This window comes from Paraburkholderia sp. Ac-20342 (assembly GCF_017104985.1).
Taxonomy (GTDB): domain Bacteria; phylum Pseudomonadota; class Gammaproteobacteria; order Burkholderiales; family Burkholderiaceae; genus Paraburkholderia.
Genome location: NZ_JAAGPQ010000003.1, coordinates 68,439 through 85,250, shown reverse-complemented (window position 1 = coordinate 85,250; position 16,812 = coordinate 68,439). Strand labels below are relative to the sequence as shown.

The window sequence follows — 16,812 nt, the reverse complement described above, 5'->3', positions numbered from 1 at the left end:
CACATCATGATGCTTGCACAACGCTCCCTGTCGATGAAGCACCTGTCGCGCTACGGCATCGTCGCGGCCTTTGTCGCGATCTGTATTGCGCTGTCGTCGATGAATCCGTATTTTCTGACCATCAACAATCTGCTGAATATCCTGCAGCAGGTGTCGATCAACGGTCTGCTCGCCATCGGCATGACCTTCGTGATTCTCGCCGGGGGAATCGATCTGTCGGTCGGTTCGGTGCTCGCGTTTGCCGGCATGGTTGCGGCGAGCGTCGTCGCGGGCGATGCACCGCACGCTCCGTTCCTCGCAGTTGTTGCGGGCGTCGCGGTCGGCGTGGCGTCCGGCGCGCTCAACGGTCTGGTGATTGCCCGCTTTCGCGTGCCGGCTTTCGTCGTCACGCTCGGCATGCTCAGCATCGCTCGCGGTGCGACCCAGATCTACAACGACGGCATGCCGATCTCCGGCCTGTCCGATGCGTTTCTGCTGATTGGCCAGGGGAAGGTGGCCGGCGTGCCGATTCCCGTGCTGATCTTCCTGGCCCTGTTCGCCGCCTCGCTCGTCGTGCTGCGCTATTCCCGCTTTGGCCGCTATGTCTATGCGGTCGGCGGCAACGAAAAGAGCGCGCGTGCGAGTGGCGTGCCGACCCGGCTGATCCTGCTGTCCGTGTATGCGATCTGCGGCGGTTGCGCGGGACTCGCCGGCGTGGTGCTCAACGCGCGCACGACTTCGGCGCTGACCCAGGCGGGGGTGGGGTATGAACTCGATGCGATTGCGGCCGTCGTGATCGGCGGCACGAGTCTGTCGGGCGGGATTGGCGGCGTCGCGGGCACGCTGTTTGGCGTACTGATCATTGGTGTCATCAACAACGGACTCGATTTGATGGGCGTGTCTTCGTATTACCAGCAAGTCATCAAGGGCGCGGTCATCGTGTGCGCGGTTCTGCTCGATATCGCCGCGCGCCGGGAAAGCAACTGAGGCCTTGCCTCGCGCAAACTTACAACCAGGAGACGATATGAAATCAGCAAAATGGCTCACGGCAGTTACGCTCGGTGTCGCGTGCGCGGCGGCGTTCGCGCAAAGCGCGCCGGTCAAGACATGGAAAATCGGCGCGGCCGTGTATGGGCAGAGAAACGAGTATGCGCAGCTATGGGTGAATGCGCTGAAGGATCACCCCGCGGTGAAGAGCGGCCTCGTCAATCTGACGGTCTTCGACGGCCGCTACGATCACATGACGCAGGACGGCCAGTTCGATACGATGATTACGCAGAAATACGACGGTGCGCTCTATATTCCGATCGACTCGATTGCCGGCGGCAATGTGGTGCGCAAGGCCGCTGCCGCGGGTCTGCCGGTCGTCGGATCGAACGGCCCGGTCAAGAGCGATCAACTGGTTTCGTATATCGGCTCGAACGACGTGCTCGGCGGCGAGCTCGAAGCGGGCGCGGTCGTGAAGAAACTCGGCGGCAAAGGCAACGTCGTGATTCTCGAAGGTCCGGTCGGACAAATGGGCGCGATGCAGCGCGGTGAAGGCATCGACAAGGTGCTCAAGCAGAACCCGGGCATCAAGGTGCTGGAGCGCAAGACCGCCAACTGGTCGCGTGCCGAAGCGTTGACGTTGATGCAGAACTGGATCACGGCTCATCCCGGGCAGATCAATGGCGTGATTGCCGAAAACGACGAAATGGCGCTCGGCGCGATTGCCGCGTTGAAGGCCGCGAATATCGATCCGAAGACGATCCCCATCGCCGGCATCGACGGCGTGACCGATGCGATCAAGGCCATCGCCCGCGGCGAGATGGTGCTGACCGAGCGGCAGGACGCCAAGGCGCAGGCGCAAGGCGCGCTCGATATCATGCTGCGTCACGAGATCGGGCCGAGCTACAAGCCGCAGTCGACGATCTGGCAGCAGTACGCGAGTACCATGCCGTGGGGCGACGGTACCGCGAAACTGTACGCGGTGCCCTGGACCGAAGTGACGAAAGCGAACGCTGCGCAGTTCGAGGCGGCGCATTAGGAAAGCGTGATGCGTTGGCCGGAGTGCGGAGGGTTTGTCCGCCGGGTTTATCTACGGATTGATCTGCGGGTTTGTCTCTGCTCCGGCCAGTTTTTCCCCGTACTCCGTATCTAGAAAGGTTGTCTTGTCATGCCCGGATCTTTTCAGCAAGCGTTCGACTTTAGCCATAAGGTCGTTCTGATTACCGGCGGTGCCTCGGGTATCGGCCTTGCCATTGCCACCCAGTTCGTGGCCCAGGGCGCGCACGTCGCGCTGGTTGACATCAGCGACGAGGTCGAACGCGTTGCGGCGTCGTTCGGCAACGGCAGTGCCGGATGGTGTGGCGACGTCAGCGACGAAGCGCGCACGCAAGCTATCGTGGCGGACGTTATTGCTCGTTTCGGACGCATCGACGTACTCGTCAACAACGTGGGCATCGGCTTGATCGAGAAGGCCGAGGACATGAGCGCGGCGCTCTGGGATCAGACTATGGCGATCAATCTCAGGGGCCCTTTTCTCTACACGCGCGAGGTCGGGCGGCACATGCTGGAGCGGGGCGCGGGCCGCATCGTCAACATGGCGTCGCAGGCGGCGCTCGTGGGGCTCGACAAGCATCTGGCCTACAGTGCCAGCAAAGCAGCGCTACTCGGCATGACCCGCGTGCTGGCCGGCGAATGGGGGCCGCGCGGCATTACCGTCAACGCGATTTCACCGACCGTCGTCGAAACGGAACTCGGGCGGCGCGCATGGGCCGGCGAAGTCGGCGCGCAGTTCAAGCGCAAGATTCCGTCGGGCCGCTTCGCGCAACCCGATGAAATTGCGTTCGCCGCGCTCTATCTCGCAAGCGATGCTGCGGCCATGATCAATGGAGAAAACCTTGTGGTCGATGGCGGTTATACGACGCAATAGGGTGTTTTCAGGCGGCTTGCAATAGGGCGGATCAAGTCATGGACCGGATAGGGGCGCGTGCCTCTATCCGGCTTATGGCTTTTCGATCGACGGCGGTTTACGCTGCTCAAAAATTTTCCATTCCGACACATTGTTTTCTGCCGCGATCGCAACCCCGAACACAACCGCTACGAACCGGAACAGCAAAAAGGCGGCGACCTGCGCGCGGCTACCGTGAAGTGGATCGAGGCTAGTGCTGACATGCGCACGCCGTACCCACACAAGCTACCGGGGACAGGTGACTTCAGCGTGCCGCCCACTGCCCCGACGAAGCCCGCCTTGCGCGGGCTTTTTTGCGATGGCGTTAATTCTCGTCAATTCACATTCTTCTTTGCGCTGGATCACTTCCTGATTCTCCGTTATTGGGGCAGTGTAGCGAAGTCGTTGATCAAGCAAGGCGTGCCTTGACTGAAACGCTTCTCTCAATATTAGGAGGTCTGACTTAGCATGTTTGCACTACGTGACATTGCCTTGATGGGAATATCAAATACACAGACTCGTGCAGTAAGCGTGGATAGGGAGGCGTGAAAGATGGCTCTTACGGGAAAGTTTCTGGTCAATAACGAGCTTCTATCGCCGCTCAGCTTTTTGGGTATCGGCACATTTGAGGCGTATTCGGGTGACAAGCAATACCGCAATCGGGGTGGCTGCACGGCCGTGCCCGATAACGGTCCGATTCCCGCTGGTAAGTACTGGATCGTCGCGCGTCCTACTGGTGGCATCCGTTCGAAGACTTATGCATGGACGAAAGATACATGGAATGCCATCAAGGGGACTCCGTCCGATCACGCTGAATGGTTCGCCCTATACCGGGATGATAGGGTGATTGATGATGTGACCTGGGTCAATGGGGTCAAGCGTGGGCAGTTCCGGTTACATCCAGCAGGCGGCCAAGGGACTTCATTAGGCTGCATCACCCTGTCGCGTCATACTGACTTTTTGATTATCCGGCGTGCGCTTTTGCACACCGCTACGATCCCGGTGCGCAATTCGGGGCTCCACGCGTATGGAACGATCGAGGTAGTGACATATGGCAACACTTGTCCGTAGGATTTTCAAGGTCGCGCTGTTTCTCGGCCTGTTTGTTCTTGCGATTCGTTATGTCCATACGTACCCCGACCCGATGACGGAGAGCCAGTTGCTCGTGTGGTGGAATGCTTCGGAATGGCTCGGTATTCGCGATCCCGAGGACTTATATTTCGTGGTGTGGGTGACTATTCAATTGATCGTCACCACTGCGGTGTATCTGACGCTCATGAAGCTATGGCGGCGGTATCGCGCGAAGTAGATGGACGCCCCGTTCGCTACGATCCCCATGCGTAATCCGGGGCTCCACGCATATAAAACGATCGAGGTAGTGACATATGGCAACACTTGCCCGTAGGGTGTTCAAGGTCGTTCTGTTCTGCGGCCTGTTCCGTCTTTTGCTGCCGTACGTCCATCCCTACCCCGTTGAGTGGACAGAAAGCCAGTCGCTCGCATGGTTGAACGCCGCTAACCGGTTAGGCATCCGTGACCCCGACGATTTATTTTTTGGGATCACGGTAGCAATGAACCTCATCGCAACTACGCTTGCCTATGCGGCAATCATGAGGCTATGGCGGCGATATCGCACGAAGTAGAAAAAGCCCCGGCGACGGGGCTTCTTTTCAAAGCCATCAGCAGCACTTCACGCCGCTCAAAAATTTTCCCATTCCTGCGCATTGCTGGCTGCCGCGACCGCAACCGGTGCCGGCAGGGCCGCAGCTGTTACCTTCGCCACCTGCGGCTTCACCGGCTGCGCGGCTCTCGTCTCCTTGAAAGCAGCCTGCTGGACCGACGATACTTCCTCGCCGAGCCTGAAGAACATCACGTCGGCTTTCATCTTGCCGGCCTGTTCCTGCAGCGACTGAGCCGCAGCAGCAGCCTCTTCCACCAGTGCCGCGTTTTGCTGCGTCACCTCGTCGATCTGGTTGATCGCCTGGTGTACCTGAACGATGCCTTTGCTTTGCTCGTCCGAGGCCGCCGAGATTTCGCCCACGATATCGGATACCCGGCCAATCGCTTCGATGACCTTGTCCATGGTTCCGCCCACTTCGCCGGCCTGCTGCGCACCGCGCTGAACCTTGCCCGACGACGCCTCGATTAGCTCCTTGATCTCCTTGGCCGCCGCCGACGCGCGTTGCGCCAGCGAGCGCACTTCGCCGGCGACCACCGCGAAGCCGCGGCCCTGCTCACCGGCACGGGCTGCCTCGACTGCCGCATTCAGCGCCAGGATGTTGGTCTGAAACGCGATGCCCTCGATCATCGCGGTGATCTCCGCGATTTTTGCGGAGTCGGTACTGATCTCCCGCATCGTCGCCACCATCGTGCCGACTGCCGTGCTGCCCGCATCGGTCATCTCGCGCGCATTGGCCGCGAGCGAATTGGCCTGGCGGGCGTTTTCGGCGTTCTGCTTGACCGTCTCGGTCAGTTGGGACATGCTCGCGGCGGTTTGTTCGAGCGACGCCGCCTGTTCTTCGGTGCGTGCCGAGAGGTCCTGGTTGCCCGCGGCAATCTGCCCCGAAGCGACCGTTACCGATTCGCTGCCGGCGCGAATGCCGCGAATCGTGGTGGCCAGTTGCCGGCTCATGGTCTTCATGGCTTCCAGCAACTGGCCGAACTCGCCGCCCACATCCACGGTGATCTGACCGTCGAGCCGGCCTTGCGAAATGTTGCCGGCGATGCGCACGGTCCGGTCCAGCGGCCGCGTAATGGCGCGTACCAGATAGACCGCCGCGCCGATGGACAACAAGGTGCCGGCGAGAAGCAGCGCGCCGGAAATCCATTTCAGTTGTCCGGCGCGAGTCGTGCCATCGCGGTCGTTGTCTCTTGCATGGTTGGCGTTGATCCGCGCATCCTGCGCAAGCAGGGAGGTGAGACTGTCTCCCACCGGAGTGACGGATTGCCCCTGCCAACTGGCCGCCTGGTCGAAATAGCCTTGCTCGATGATCTGCAATTCCTTGTCGACGGCTTCGCGGTACTGGGTAATCTGACCATCCATCTTGTCGGCCACTGCACGTTCTTCGCTGTTCGACACGCCGTTCGGGTAGTAGCTTTTCCAGTCCTTTTCCAACTGTGCGGAATAGTTGCGCGTCTTCGAAACCAGCGTCATGTCCTTTTGCGCCAGCGTGCGCCAGAGCATCAGGCGGATATGCAGCAGGTCGGCGCCGCTGGCATTCACGTTGTTCATCGGGATGACGATGTTGGCGTAGGTGTCATGTAGCGATTCGCTCAGTGCCGATATCCCACGCAGGCCGAAGGCGCCGATCATCAAGGTGAGTGCCATGCAGGTCACGAATACCACGATGATCTTGGACCTGACAGTCGAGAAAAACTGGTTCAAAAGGAGTCCCTTCAGGAGATGTGGTTTGACGTAAGGTGCTGATGCACGTCGGCTCACCTGGAATGCGTCGCCTGAGCAGCGGTATCAAATCGCATGGCACGCGGGCGTGTTGCCAAAGAACGGGGGCCGAAGATGTCGATCAAGTCGCCGTAAGGATTAACGACGCATCGGGGAAATTCTTTAGCGTCCCCCTTTCTTGCAGAAGAAGCCCTGTGTGGTTCGTCTGGTGTCGGGTGCTCGCGTGGCATGAGGTTGCGCGGCGCGGACGATCGCATGGGCGATCCGTCCGTATCTGTCAGCAAGGTCTCTCGCTGCGCTCATGATTTGTCAGGTTTTGGATAAATATGACTGACAACATGAGCCTCACAAACTTCGACCGATCAAGCCGGATGGCATGTCCGAAAATCGCGCCATTCAGCCTCTCTTTACCTCGTCCCAACGCGATCCTGCTCCGAAAGGGTGGGGTTTACTGTAATTGAAAGAGCCGGGTCGGCTGACGCATTATTCGGCACACGTTGTACGATGAATTACGTCATTGCTCGACGACTTTGCTCCGTGAAGTTTGCCGAGGCCGGTCATTGCCGGGCGGCTGGCCTAGTAGGCAATCAGCGGCGAGACATCGCCTCATGCAGGATGAAAATTCCTGTTGCAGCGCGGTTTTCAGGCTTTCGGTCCGTGGCTGTATCGCCCTGTCGGCATACGTGTCGCGATATCCGTGGAAGTTTTCGCGGACCGGCTCGCCGCCCAGAATTTAGGTTGTGTCTTATACGATGTCTTATAACAAACACTAACGTCTCTGCCTGATCTGCTGCGTTCCCGGCATCGACACGAGGAGCGGAAGAGGTCTGACAAGAGCACGGACTGGATTTACCCCAAGGAGATGACTCATGAAGATGCGCTCAGCCCGAGAGCTGGTCGTGCTCGGCCTGCTGGTCCTGACCGTTGCCGGTTGCGGCGATGGAAACGGCCTTGCAAGCTCCAGCACCAGCTCGACGACGCCCCCACCCACCAACCCGACCACGCCGACTACCCCGGCCTGGACGCCGGGCCGCTACGCCGCCGACGCGAACCTGCCCGATTCCCCGGCATTGCCGTCGGATACCCAGGTTTGCTCGGTTCTCGAAGCCAGCAACAAGCTCGTCAAGAACGCGGACGGCTCGCTGCCGGTCAGCGCGGACCCGACGCCCGCGACCTATGGTGGCGCGACGATGGCGCTAAACAATCCGGACCAGGCGCGCATCCAGGCCGCGCTCGACGCATGCGGCGCAACCGTCGACGCGGAAGTCGGCGCGAAGATCGTGCAGGCCGATCAGCAGGCTGCTGCCACGCAACAGGCGGCCAATAATCCGCTCGTCAACATCGCGGGTGCCTCAAGCGAAACACTCTCGGATCCGTCCTACAAGGCCACCAAATTCGCGGTGCGTCTGGTCAGGAACAGCGGCGGCGCGGGCAATGCGTTCCTGAGCGGTCCGCTCGTGCTGCCGTCGGGCGTGACGCTGTGGATCGACGACGGCGTCACGCTGTTCGCGAGCCGCGACGTCGTGGTCTACGACAAGAGCGCGCAAGACCGGCCGAACGCGATCACCTGCGGTGCCGCGATCAACAATCCGAGCGGGCTGCCCGCACCGGCCGGCACTGTCAACGCGGGCCAGGCGACGCTCGCGGGCGTCAGCGGCATGCAGAACTGCTATCCGCTGATTCGCGGTACGCATACGGTCAATACCTCGATCATGGGTAACGGCTCGATCGACGCGCGTGGCTATATGCCGCTCATCAGCTCGTCGTCGCAGTATCCGACGATCCGCTGGGCAACCGGCGTCACCGAGGCGTTCACGTATTCGGGCAACAACATCAGCGGCGTCACGACGCCGAAGTTCAGCTGCACGAACACGATCGCGGCTTACCGCGCGGGCACGCTCGCGCCCGAAGGCACCGCTTGCGACGTCGTGACCGCGATGGGCAAGACGACGCTCACCACGCCGGCCGTCACCTATGTGGTGAACCGCCAGGCGACCAGCGTGCCGGGCGGCATGACGGTCACGGGCGGGGGCTGCAATGCCGGCACGGCCGGTTGCGCGCGCTGGGTACCGGCGAGCTGGTGGGACATCTCGTATCACGGCAACAAGGACATCGGCGGCGGCCCGTACAGCTTCCAGGGCAACCCCGGCATGGTCTGGATGCAGCAATCGAAGAACCTCTCGCTGTATCAGATCACGCTGCGCAACAGCACCTTCTTCACCGTCGAAGCCGACGGCGTGGATGGCCTGAGCGTGTGGGGCATCAAGATCATCACGCCGTTGCTGCCCGATGCGGCGAACCAGGCGAGCGTCGGCATGAACAACGACGGTTTCGACGGCGTCAGCGGTTCGTACTCGCATCTCTACACGGGCGCGACGATCGACGCCAGCTCGACCGGCGTGAAGAACACCGATGGCGTCGATCCGAGCGTTGCGGCGGGGCCGGAGCACGCTGCGCTCGGCACGGGCAGCACGACGACGTCGGCGGGGCAGGTCTACTTCGACGGTTATGTGAAGAACGTCGCGATCGTCTACAACTACCTGAGCCCGTCCGACGACAACGTCGCGTTCAAGGGCGGCCTGCAGGACCCGCGTCCGGCCGCGACGCACGGCGCACAGAACGGCTCGGCGGCGGCCAATATGGCGTGGGGCATCGACGGCAACCGCGACGTTTCGTCGAACCGCACCTACGGCATTACGGTTGCGCACAACCACAACTACAACGGTCACGGCCTGTCGATCGGCAGCCCGACCAATGCAGGTATCCGAAACATTCACTTCTACGACAACTACTTCGACAATATCTACGACGGCACCAATGCGTCGACGGATATGGGCATCGTGGGTCTGCGCATCAAGAGCGGCCAGGCGCGCGGTGGCGACGTCAGCAACATCTACTACGACGGCGCATGTATGCGTGGGGTGAAGGACTTCCTCGTGTTCGACATGTACTACACGGGCCCGAGTGCCGATCCGATTTCGTACACCGGTCTTGGCTGGTTGATTCCGAGCTTCCACGACATCAACCTCAGCAACGTCCGGATGATGAACATTCCGGCCAACAAGGCTGCGGGTAAAGCGGGCGGCGGCAATCTGACCTTCCGCGGCCTGCATGCCGATACGAGCTTCGCCAATACGCAAAGCGTCATTCAGTTGAACATGAATAACGTGGTCGCGGATAACGACGTTGTGCTCGGCATCTCGAACCTGAGCAAGGGCGTGGTGAACATCGGTTCGACCGACGGTTCTTCGCAATCGAAGGCGGCCAATGCGACGCTGAACCTCGGCGCGAATGTCAGCCTGATCGGCCAGTCGTTCGCTCACGGTACAGGCGGTATTCTGACGAACACGTCGAGCGGCGCGGGCAAGTACACGGCCACGACGAACACGCTGAACCTGACCGTCAACGGCAGCGACGACGCGGGCGCGGCGGGCGACACGAACCCCGCGGCGACGATCGTCGCGCAGAATCCGAAGCTGTCGCTGTGCGATCAGGCATCGTCCTGGCCGGTGTTTCCGAATGTGAAGTAAAGATTGTTCTCTTGAAGGTGCGGGACTCGCGGTGTGATGCCGCGAGTCCTGCTGGATGCAGGAGGGAAAGCCCCGCGAGTGAACTCGATGCCATTAAATGTTGGACGCCCGTCCGCTCTCTTTGGGGGAGTACATGGCAAAGTACTTGCCGGAAATTCAAACAGTCGTTGGTGGATGAGGTCCTGACGTCACACGTATGTTGCCAGGGAATGGATTGACGGCCGGGAACGTGCCCGCTGCGCTGGCATTCCCCAGACGATCTGGCCTTCGAAAGCAGGCCATAGATTGCGCTGGCCCAGCTTCGCGAGGCTATAGCATCCGGCGTTGCGCCGGGGATCGTGCTGGCCGATGCCGGATGCGGCGACGAAACCGCTTTCCGGGATGGCGTAACGGGACTGGGTTTGTTCTACGCGGTAGGGGGCAGTCGGGCACCTCTGTGTGGGCGCTTGGTACGGCACCACTTCCATCCAGGTCCGCAGCAAGCCGCCGACATTGTTGCGGCGTGCGCCCGGCCATGAACCGTTCGCGGTCAAGGAACTGGCCACGCAATTACCCCTTAACGCCTGGCAAACGATTACATGGCGGGAAAGCAGCAACGCGACACTTTCCTCACGTTTTGCCGCTGTACAGGTTCGTCCCGCACAGACAGACCCGAAATTTAATTTCGCCACGGCTTTCAGGTCTAGTCCGACAGATGGACCTCCATCTCATTTTCAGCTGCCTTATCCCGAATCCATTCCTTTGCTTCAGGGATGATGGGGTTGTGACGCAGATCAAGATAGACGAGGGAGGTACTGTTCACTAGTGCCTTCGCGTCAGCATCTTTGATGTTGTTGAAGCTCAAATCAAGCGCAATGAGCGTGTCATTTTCTGCCAAGGTCTGCGCGCCGCTATTCCCGATGGCGTTGCGTTCAAGATTCACACGGGTAAACGTACGATTCGTCGCCAGTGCTTGCGCGCCCGCGTCACCGATCCGATTGTGTCCTAGATCAAGGTGGGTGACGTTGACGGCTGAATTCGCAATTTCTTGCGCTTCCTTGTCGGTCAATCTTTCCTGTTTTACATCATCTTTCGCTTCTTCCAGCCTGTGACCAACCGCCTCAATATCACGCAACATCGGATACTTATTCAGAACATCTGTCAGATGTTCGACGTCCCGGAGGACGACTGCTTGCGTTGCATAATTCGCGATGGCCGACCATTCGTGGTTGAGTAGTCTCAAGTTATTTCGAATTTCAGGTTGTGTGAGCTTCCCCTGAAATTTCGTCTTCCAGCAGGTCGCGTATAAACTCGACCCAAAGGAAGAAAAGCAATGTTCAAGGTACCGCACCAGGTGTACACGGCGGAGTTCAAGGAAGCCGCCGTGCAACGAATCAAGGACGGGCAAGGCGTGAGCGCCGTGGCCCGCGAATTGGGTATGTCGACGCAGACCCTGCGCAACTGGCTGAAGGTTTTTGAGGCCGGCAAGCTGAATGGTCCCGGGGCGAAGGCCGTCACGGCGGAACAGATGGAGCTGTCGCGACTTCGAGCGGAAAACAAACGCTTGCAGATGGAGCTGGAAATCGCAAAAAAAGCGGCGGCGTTCTTCGCGAAGGAATGAAATGAACGCGTCCCACCCGTGAACGTAAGCAAAGGAAGGTGGATCCTCACGGGCCAACGGCATCGATGTGTGCCCAGGTGGAAAATGCAAGCATTTCCCGGCAACCGGAGGATCCACAATGAACAGTATGGCTGTGGGCGTAGACATCGCCAAGCAGGTTTTCCAGGTGCATTACGTCGATCAGCAAACCGGAGAGGTCGTGAACAAGCCGGTTAAGCGGGCAAAATTTCTGGAGCACTTTGCGAACCGTGCTCCGTGTTTGATAGGGATGGAGGCCTGTGGCGGCGCGCACCATTGGGCGAGGCAACTGACCAGGATGGGCCATAAGGTCCGGCTAATGCCGGCGGAATTTGTCAAGGCGTTCAACATTCGCAACAAGAGCGATGCGGCGGATGCCAAGGCAATCTGGCTGGCAGTACAGCAGCCAAGCAAGGCTGTAGCGGTGAAAACCGAGATGCAACAGGCTATGCTCGGATTGCACCGTATGCGGGAGCAACTGGTGAAGTTCCGCACGATGCAGGTGAATGCGCTGCGCGGATTGATGACGGAGTACGGCGAAGTGATGAACAAGGGACGAGCGGCGCTCGACAAGACGATACCGGAAGTACTCGGTCGGCTTGCGGATCGGCTGCCGGCGGTCCTGATAGACACTCTGCGTGATCAATGGAACGGGCTGGCGAAGCTGGACGAACAGATTGCTCAGATTGAGCGGCGCATGCGCGAGTGGAAGAAGGAAGACTCCGCGGTCAAGGCGATTAGCGAAATTCCTGGTGTGGGCTTACTGACGGCAACCGCAGCGGTCGCGATGATAGGCGACGCGAACGCATTCAACTCGGGTAGGGAGTTCGCTGCATGGGCAGGTCTCGTACCCAGGCAGACCGGCTCAGGCGGTAAGGTAAGTCTGCACGGCATCAGCAAGAGGGGTGATACCTATTTGCGGACTCTCCTGATTCACGGCGCTCGCAGTGTATTAACGCACGCGAAAGAGCCAGGCCGGTGGGTCGAGCAAATAGAGAAACGGCGACCGCGAAATGTGGTGGTCGTCGCACTAGCCAACAAGATGGCGCGCACGATCTGGGCCGTGCTTGCCCACGACAGGGCGTACCAAAAAGACTACGTGAGCATGAAACCGGCCTGACCGGTGGATGCCACGGAGAAGAGTAACGTTTAGCAAAGGGTGAACGTCGAAAGGTTGCGCAGCAATCGAGTGTGATGACCAGCCAGGTAGGACCGGGACTCGCAAAACCTGAACAGGAGGAGGAGCTTTCGAGCTCGCCGAAGGAATGAGGTGCGAGTCAGCGAATTTCATAGGGGCCCGCAGCGGCAGCACCGGCTGCATAAAGGCCGGATAGAGAGCTGCGACCCATCCTGTCAATCTGAACACACGAAAGCTGTTGCAAAACGGGACGCGTTCATAGAGACCTCCTGTGAAGTTCGCCTGGATTGACACACAGTGCCGGCAATATCCGCTTGCCGCGCTGTGCGAGGTCCTTTGCGTGAGCGTGAACGGTTATCGTGCATGGAAGCGCGGCGGCACGCCCGAGCGCCAGCGGCTAACCGATGCACAGATGCTCACGTTGATTCGGACGATTCACGCCGAGGTCAAGGGCGCCTACGGCTCGCCGCGCATGACCGAAGAGGTTCGCTCGCGCGGCTTCCCGGCCAGCAAGGCACGGGTCGAGCGGTTGATGAGCGCCAACGGTATTCGAGCCCGCCACAAGCGCCGTTACCGCGTGACAACCGATTCCCGGCACAAACTGCCGGTCGCGCCAAACGTGTTGAACCGCAACTTCACGCCGGTCGAGCCCAATCAGGTGTTCACCTCGGACATCACGTACATCTGGACCGACGAAGGTTGGCTGTACCTGGCTCTCACGCTGGACCTGTTCAATCGGGAGGTCGTGGGCTGGTCCGTCAAGCCGCGCATGACGACGGAGCTCGTGACCGACGCGCTGACGATGGCATGGTTCCGCCGCCGGCCCGCGCCCGGCGTGCTGCATCACTCGGATAGGGGCAGTCAATACGCCAGCCGCGACTTCCAGCGCAAGCTGGACTCGTACGGCATGCAATGCTCCATGAGCCGCAAAGGCAGTTGCTGGGATAACGCACCGACGGAGAGCTTCTTCAACAGCCTGAAGAACGAGCGGGTGCATGGCACGAGGTATCGCGCGCATCGCGAAGCCGTCGCGGACTTGTTCGAATACATCGAAGTGTTTTACAACCGCAGTCGTCGTCATTCATCGCTTGGCTTCATGTCGCCAACCCAGTTCATGCAAGACTGGTTTGCGGCTCAGCGGACAAGGGATGCGGCGGCATAACCCGGGGCCTCTGGAAAGCGAAAAACCGGGGGAACCTCAGTGCGAGGCTCGCGATGTGAGATTTCAATTCCGTTGGCAAATTGTTCAGGCCATCTAGTGAGGCGCTTCGTGCAGGTCGATTGGAATAGGTAGTCGGGTTTGCATTAATATTTGACGACTTGCCCTTTACATGATCCCAAAGATGGCGAACTTGATCGGTAATTCGTTGCATTTTGAAAACCTAAAAGTAGAGGTTGAGAACCTATAAATAGCATTCACGGAAAATCACAATCGAGTGCATAGATGAAAAAATCGATCAACCTGCATGCTGGTTGAACGGCTGTACAGCACAAGAGGTCTTTTGTTGTCTCTGAAACGGCGTAAAAATAGTCCGAGTCATCTGCGTGTGATTATGCCGACGTCCAATGTCACGGACGAAAGCAGGCCGTTGGACTTTATTGCTGGCGCGTTGGCACACGGCCGAAGCATTCTCATGCCGACCATCATCAACGCGTGGAACCGCGAAGTGCCGTGTTCGATGTAGGCAAAGTGTTGCCTGTAGATGTCCGTCCTTCAACTGCGATGCAAGAAGAGCACCGTCTTTGCATGATCCGTAGCCGTCAGCTTTGCGCATAGTTTCGATCTCAGTGTTGTCCGTTCTTTTTTCGACACTTACCACTTCCGTTCCAATGATGATGGCAGGAGCTATTTCAACTGTCTGCTAGGTTCATTCTTTCTACTGGAAAAGTCCCGACAGAAGCGAAGTCCGCTCATTAAATGCGAAGCGGTCATGGCGGAAATGGCCTGCGAGGTTTACCTGCTGTTAAACGGTCCATGTGATCGACCATCGGGACTAACTTCGTGCCGTGTGCACGGTATTCGCAAAGCGACTCAGGCAAAAACGATGTGTATGTAACATTTCCCAGATAGTCCGCTGGTCGTCGGCATTCCTACACCGAGTACGGAACTCATTTTTTCCGTACAAAAACGTTTTTAACTCGAACTTACCCGTTTATGTCCAGATTACCCTCCATTTCCAACCGCACTACGGTTTCCCCTGCCCTATCAGACCCACTTGAGCGGAGCGGTCCTCCCACGGCAAGTCTGACTCGGGCGCGTCGTAACGTCGATGGCCCACTCGCCGGTTTGGTCAAGGACAAGAACCTTGTCACGGTACCAAATATGAACGCAATCCAGCACACCACTCGACCTGTCAGTCCGATTAAATTCGACGAGCTTCCGAAAGTCGGTCTCAAGGATGGGTGGCTTCCAGGTGACGTGTATGAAAACCCGGATTTTGTATCCAGTTCGATCCTGGACTACACAGCGAGACAGCTGAAAATCCCAACATGGCGCGTGATTGACTCGCTCTTCGATGCTCTACCGACGGGGAGGCAGACGCAACAGAATCGAGGGCTGCTGGAACATGCAATGAACCACTCCGTGAATGCGAGTGGTGCTGTCATGATGATGGTGCACACTGAATCGGGTTTACTCCTGGTCGCGGCAAACAGTCAACGGAGAAAACTGGTTGTCCAGACTAACGGTGCGTGCGAAAAGAATGAATCGATCGGACAAACCGCCAAGCGAGAATTTTTCGAAGAACTCGGCAATCCCACTCCCGGTGGTCCTCTGTTCAATACGCTTGACGAGCGCAATTTGAGAGCTATAAACGGGCGTAATCAGATCGGAACGTCGGCTGCTGAGATCGCCAAGCGGATCGTTGATGTGCAGGCCAAACCCGGAAATCTATTCCTTAATGTTACAGGGCTCTATGTAAATAGAGAGATTGTCCCGGCAGACCAATTGAATCGTGAGGTATCTGTCTTGAATGAAAAACTCTCAAGAGCGAAACCTTTCTATGCCGCAGCGGTAGAGCTTGTATTCGGCGATAAGAGCAACGGCCTCGAGCCGGCAGACCTGGGAAATCGGGAAGTTCGCGACCGTGCAGCAGATCTCATCAGAAAATTTAAGAGCGAGTGCTCAGATGTGATTACCTCCGATCTGGAAAAATGCTTCGATGACTCGAATTATGACACCCAGGACGGCGTCAGTCTGGGATTAAATGCGGTCATCGATCTATCCGAAAACGATTCGATCAAATTGATTGATGAGACTTCCCTGGCATCTGCGATTCGCTTGTTCGAATCTGATTCTGACGCGTTGAAGCACGAGTTTTTTGGTGCCGCGTTCGCTAGCATTCTTCCACACAAAGGCACTCACACTCCGGAGCAGTTTATGGCTCTGCTTAAGCAAAATGTAAACGCCCCGGCTATTGGGGCTCCGATTGATAGTCGTGCTTCCTGAATAGGCAATAACGCGTGCACTGAATTTCATGACCATCCATCGAGCGGCGTTGGAAACTCATAGGAGGCATTGAAGTTTCCTGCGAATCTCGAATCCGTTAACCGAGTGTTCGGTATGTCGCCTGTTGTCGCTGTGCGGCATACCGACTTCTCTCGAATTGCGTAGGAATTGGAGTTGAGCCTGTAACCTCGGACACTCAGGCACCTTAAGTTGCTGGCGAGTGCGCCCCACCGGGCCCGACCACCACACGAAGCACGTTCACATCCCGCCTCACGTATTGCGCGACGACCTCAACACCCCGGCTCTCCCCAACCCGAACCGAGGCATGTTCACATAAACGTTCTCGAACGAACCGGCAGTCACGAGATAGGTTTCGTGCCAGATGCCGACGTCACCGCGAGTGCCGCTCAAACGGCTGAACGCGCGCCACGCGGGCAGATGTTTCGCTGCGGGATTCGCGGCATAGGCGCGCAGTTGTTCGAGCGAGCGCCAGTACTGCACGGCGATCGTGGTACGTCCAGGCCACATTTCGTACGACAGCAGGCCCGCGTCCGGCATCGTCTTCAACTCGCGCAGCATGCGCGGTAGCGCGCGCACCACCGGCAACCAGCGGTGGATTTTCCAGAGCCGGTTGATGCGCATGCCGATCATGAACACGACGAAGTCGCCCTCGATTTCAGCGGTGACGCGATCGTGAATCATCGCCGGGTCTGCATGACTCGCGACGGCGGTTCTTCGGTATTCGCACCGTCGCGAGTTGCGCC

Annotated in this window: 13 protein-coding genes and 3 pseudogenes; 13 read left to right on the top strand and 3 right to left on the bottom strand. The window is 58.7% G+C overall.

What is annotated here, in order from left to right; genetic code table 11:
- The first annotated feature begins 6 nt into the window (after positions 1–6).
- The 7 genes from G3N58_RS01980 to G3N58_RS01950 all read left to right on the top strand — a co-directional run bounded on the left by G3N58_RS01980 (position 7) and on the right by G3N58_RS01950 (position 4,554).
- Positions 7–966, top strand: a complete 960-nt coding sequence (locus tag G3N58_RS01980; protein ID WP_167037294.1) for an ABC transporter permease — start codon at positions 7–9, stop codon at positions 964–966.
- Positions 967–1,003: 37 nt separating this feature from the next.
- On the top strand, positions 1,004–2,005 hold the full coding sequence (locus G3N58_RS01975) for a substrate-binding domain-containing protein (protein WP_167037292.1): 1,002 nt from the start codon (positions 1,004–1,006) through the stop codon (positions 2,003–2,005).
- Positions 2,006–2,134: 129 nt separating this feature from the next.
- Positions 2,135–2,893 carry an SDR family oxidoreductase gene (locus G3N58_RS01970; protein ID WP_205998362.1) on the top strand — a complete coding sequence of 253 codons (759 nt, stop codon included), beginning with the start codon at positions 2,135–2,137 and terminating at the stop codon, positions 2,891–2,893.
- A 57-nt stretch (positions 2,894–2,950) separates the two neighbouring features.
- Positions 2,951–3,340 carry a hypothetical protein gene (locus G3N58_RS01965; protein ID WP_205998361.1) on the top strand — a complete coding sequence of 130 codons (390 nt, stop codon included), beginning with the start codon at positions 2,951–2,953 and terminating at the stop codon, positions 3,338–3,340.
- A gap of 123 nt (positions 3,341–3,463) precedes the next feature.
- Positions 3,464–3,982, top strand: a complete 519-nt coding sequence (locus G3N58_RS01960; RefSeq protein ID WP_167037283.1) for a DUF2778 domain-containing protein — start codon at positions 3,464–3,466, stop codon at positions 3,980–3,982.
- Positions 3,963–4,220 (top strand): hypothetical protein, encoded by a 258-nt coding sequence (locus G3N58_RS01955; RefSeq protein ID WP_167037281.1) that lies wholly within the window; start codon positions 3,963–3,965, stop codon positions 4,218–4,220. The genes G3N58_RS01960 and G3N58_RS01955 overlap by 20 nt, the downstream gene beginning before the upstream one ends.
- A 76-nt stretch (positions 4,221–4,296) precedes the next feature.
- The gene (locus G3N58_RS01950; RefSeq protein WP_205998360.1) at positions 4,297–4,554 is read left to right on the top strand and encodes a hypothetical protein; all 258 of its coding nucleotides are present in this window, start codon (positions 4,297–4,299) and stop codon (positions 4,552–4,554) included.
- 56 nt (positions 4,555–4,610) lie between these two features.
- Here G3N58_RS01950 and G3N58_RS01945 read toward each other — a convergent pair whose 3' ends face one another.
- Positions 4,611–6,353 (bottom strand): methyl-accepting chemotaxis protein, encoded by a 1,743-nt coding sequence (locus G3N58_RS01945; protein ID WP_346778230.1) that lies wholly within the window; start codon positions 6,351–6,353, stop codon positions 4,611–4,613.
- Positions 6,354–7,183: 830 nt separating this feature from the next.
- Between G3N58_RS01945 and G3N58_RS01940 the strand changes: the two genes are divergently transcribed.
- Positions 7,184–9,844: a glycosyl hydrolase family 28 protein gene (locus tag G3N58_RS01940; protein WP_205998359.1), complete on the top strand. Its 2,661-nt coding sequence runs from the start codon at positions 7,184–7,186 to the stop codon at positions 9,842–9,844.
- A 195-nt stretch (positions 9,845–10,039) separates the two neighbouring features.
- Positions 10,040–10,486, top strand: a pseudogene (locus G3N58_RS01935) (transposase); the annotation flags it as partial.
- A gap of 40 nt (positions 10,487–10,526) precedes the next feature.
- Here the strand turns inward: G3N58_RS01935 and G3N58_RS01930 are convergent.
- Positions 10,527–11,066 carry a hypothetical protein gene (locus tag G3N58_RS01930; RefSeq protein WP_205998358.1) on the bottom strand — a complete coding sequence of 180 codons (540 nt, stop codon included), beginning with the start codon at positions 11,064–11,066 and terminating at the stop codon, positions 10,527–10,529.
- A gap of 90 nt (positions 11,067–11,156) precedes the next feature.
- Between G3N58_RS01930 and G3N58_RS01925 the strand changes: the two are divergent.
- The 4 genes and pseudogenes from G3N58_RS01925 to G3N58_RS01910 all read left to right on the top strand — a co-directional run.
- Positions 11,157–11,440 (top strand): annotated as a pseudogene (locus G3N58_RS01925) (transposase); the annotation flags it as partial.
- 122 nt (positions 11,441–11,562) lie between these two features.
- Positions 11,563–12,582, top strand: a complete 1,020-nt coding sequence (locus G3N58_RS01920) for an IS110 family transposase (protein WP_205998357.1) — start codon at positions 11,563–11,565, stop codon at positions 12,580–12,582.
- Positions 12,583–12,865: 283 nt separating this feature from the next.
- Positions 12,866–13,762: pseudogene (locus G3N58_RS01915) on the top strand (IS3 family transposase); the annotation flags it as partial.
- Between the two features lie 1,161 nt (positions 13,763–14,923).
- On the top strand, positions 14,924–16,048 hold the full coding sequence (locus tag G3N58_RS01910; RefSeq protein ID WP_167037272.1) for an NUDIX hydrolase: 1,125 nt from the start codon (positions 14,924–14,926) through the stop codon (positions 16,046–16,048).
- A 270-nt stretch (positions 16,049–16,318) separates the two neighbouring features.
- On the opposite strand, the gene G3N58_RS01905 is transcribed toward G3N58_RS01910, so the two are convergent.
- Entirely contained in the window at positions 16,319–16,750 is a 432-nt protein-coding gene (locus G3N58_RS01905; protein ID WP_205998356.1) for a DUF4188 domain-containing protein, read from the bottom strand.
- Positions 16,751–16,812 lie beyond the last annotated feature (62 nt).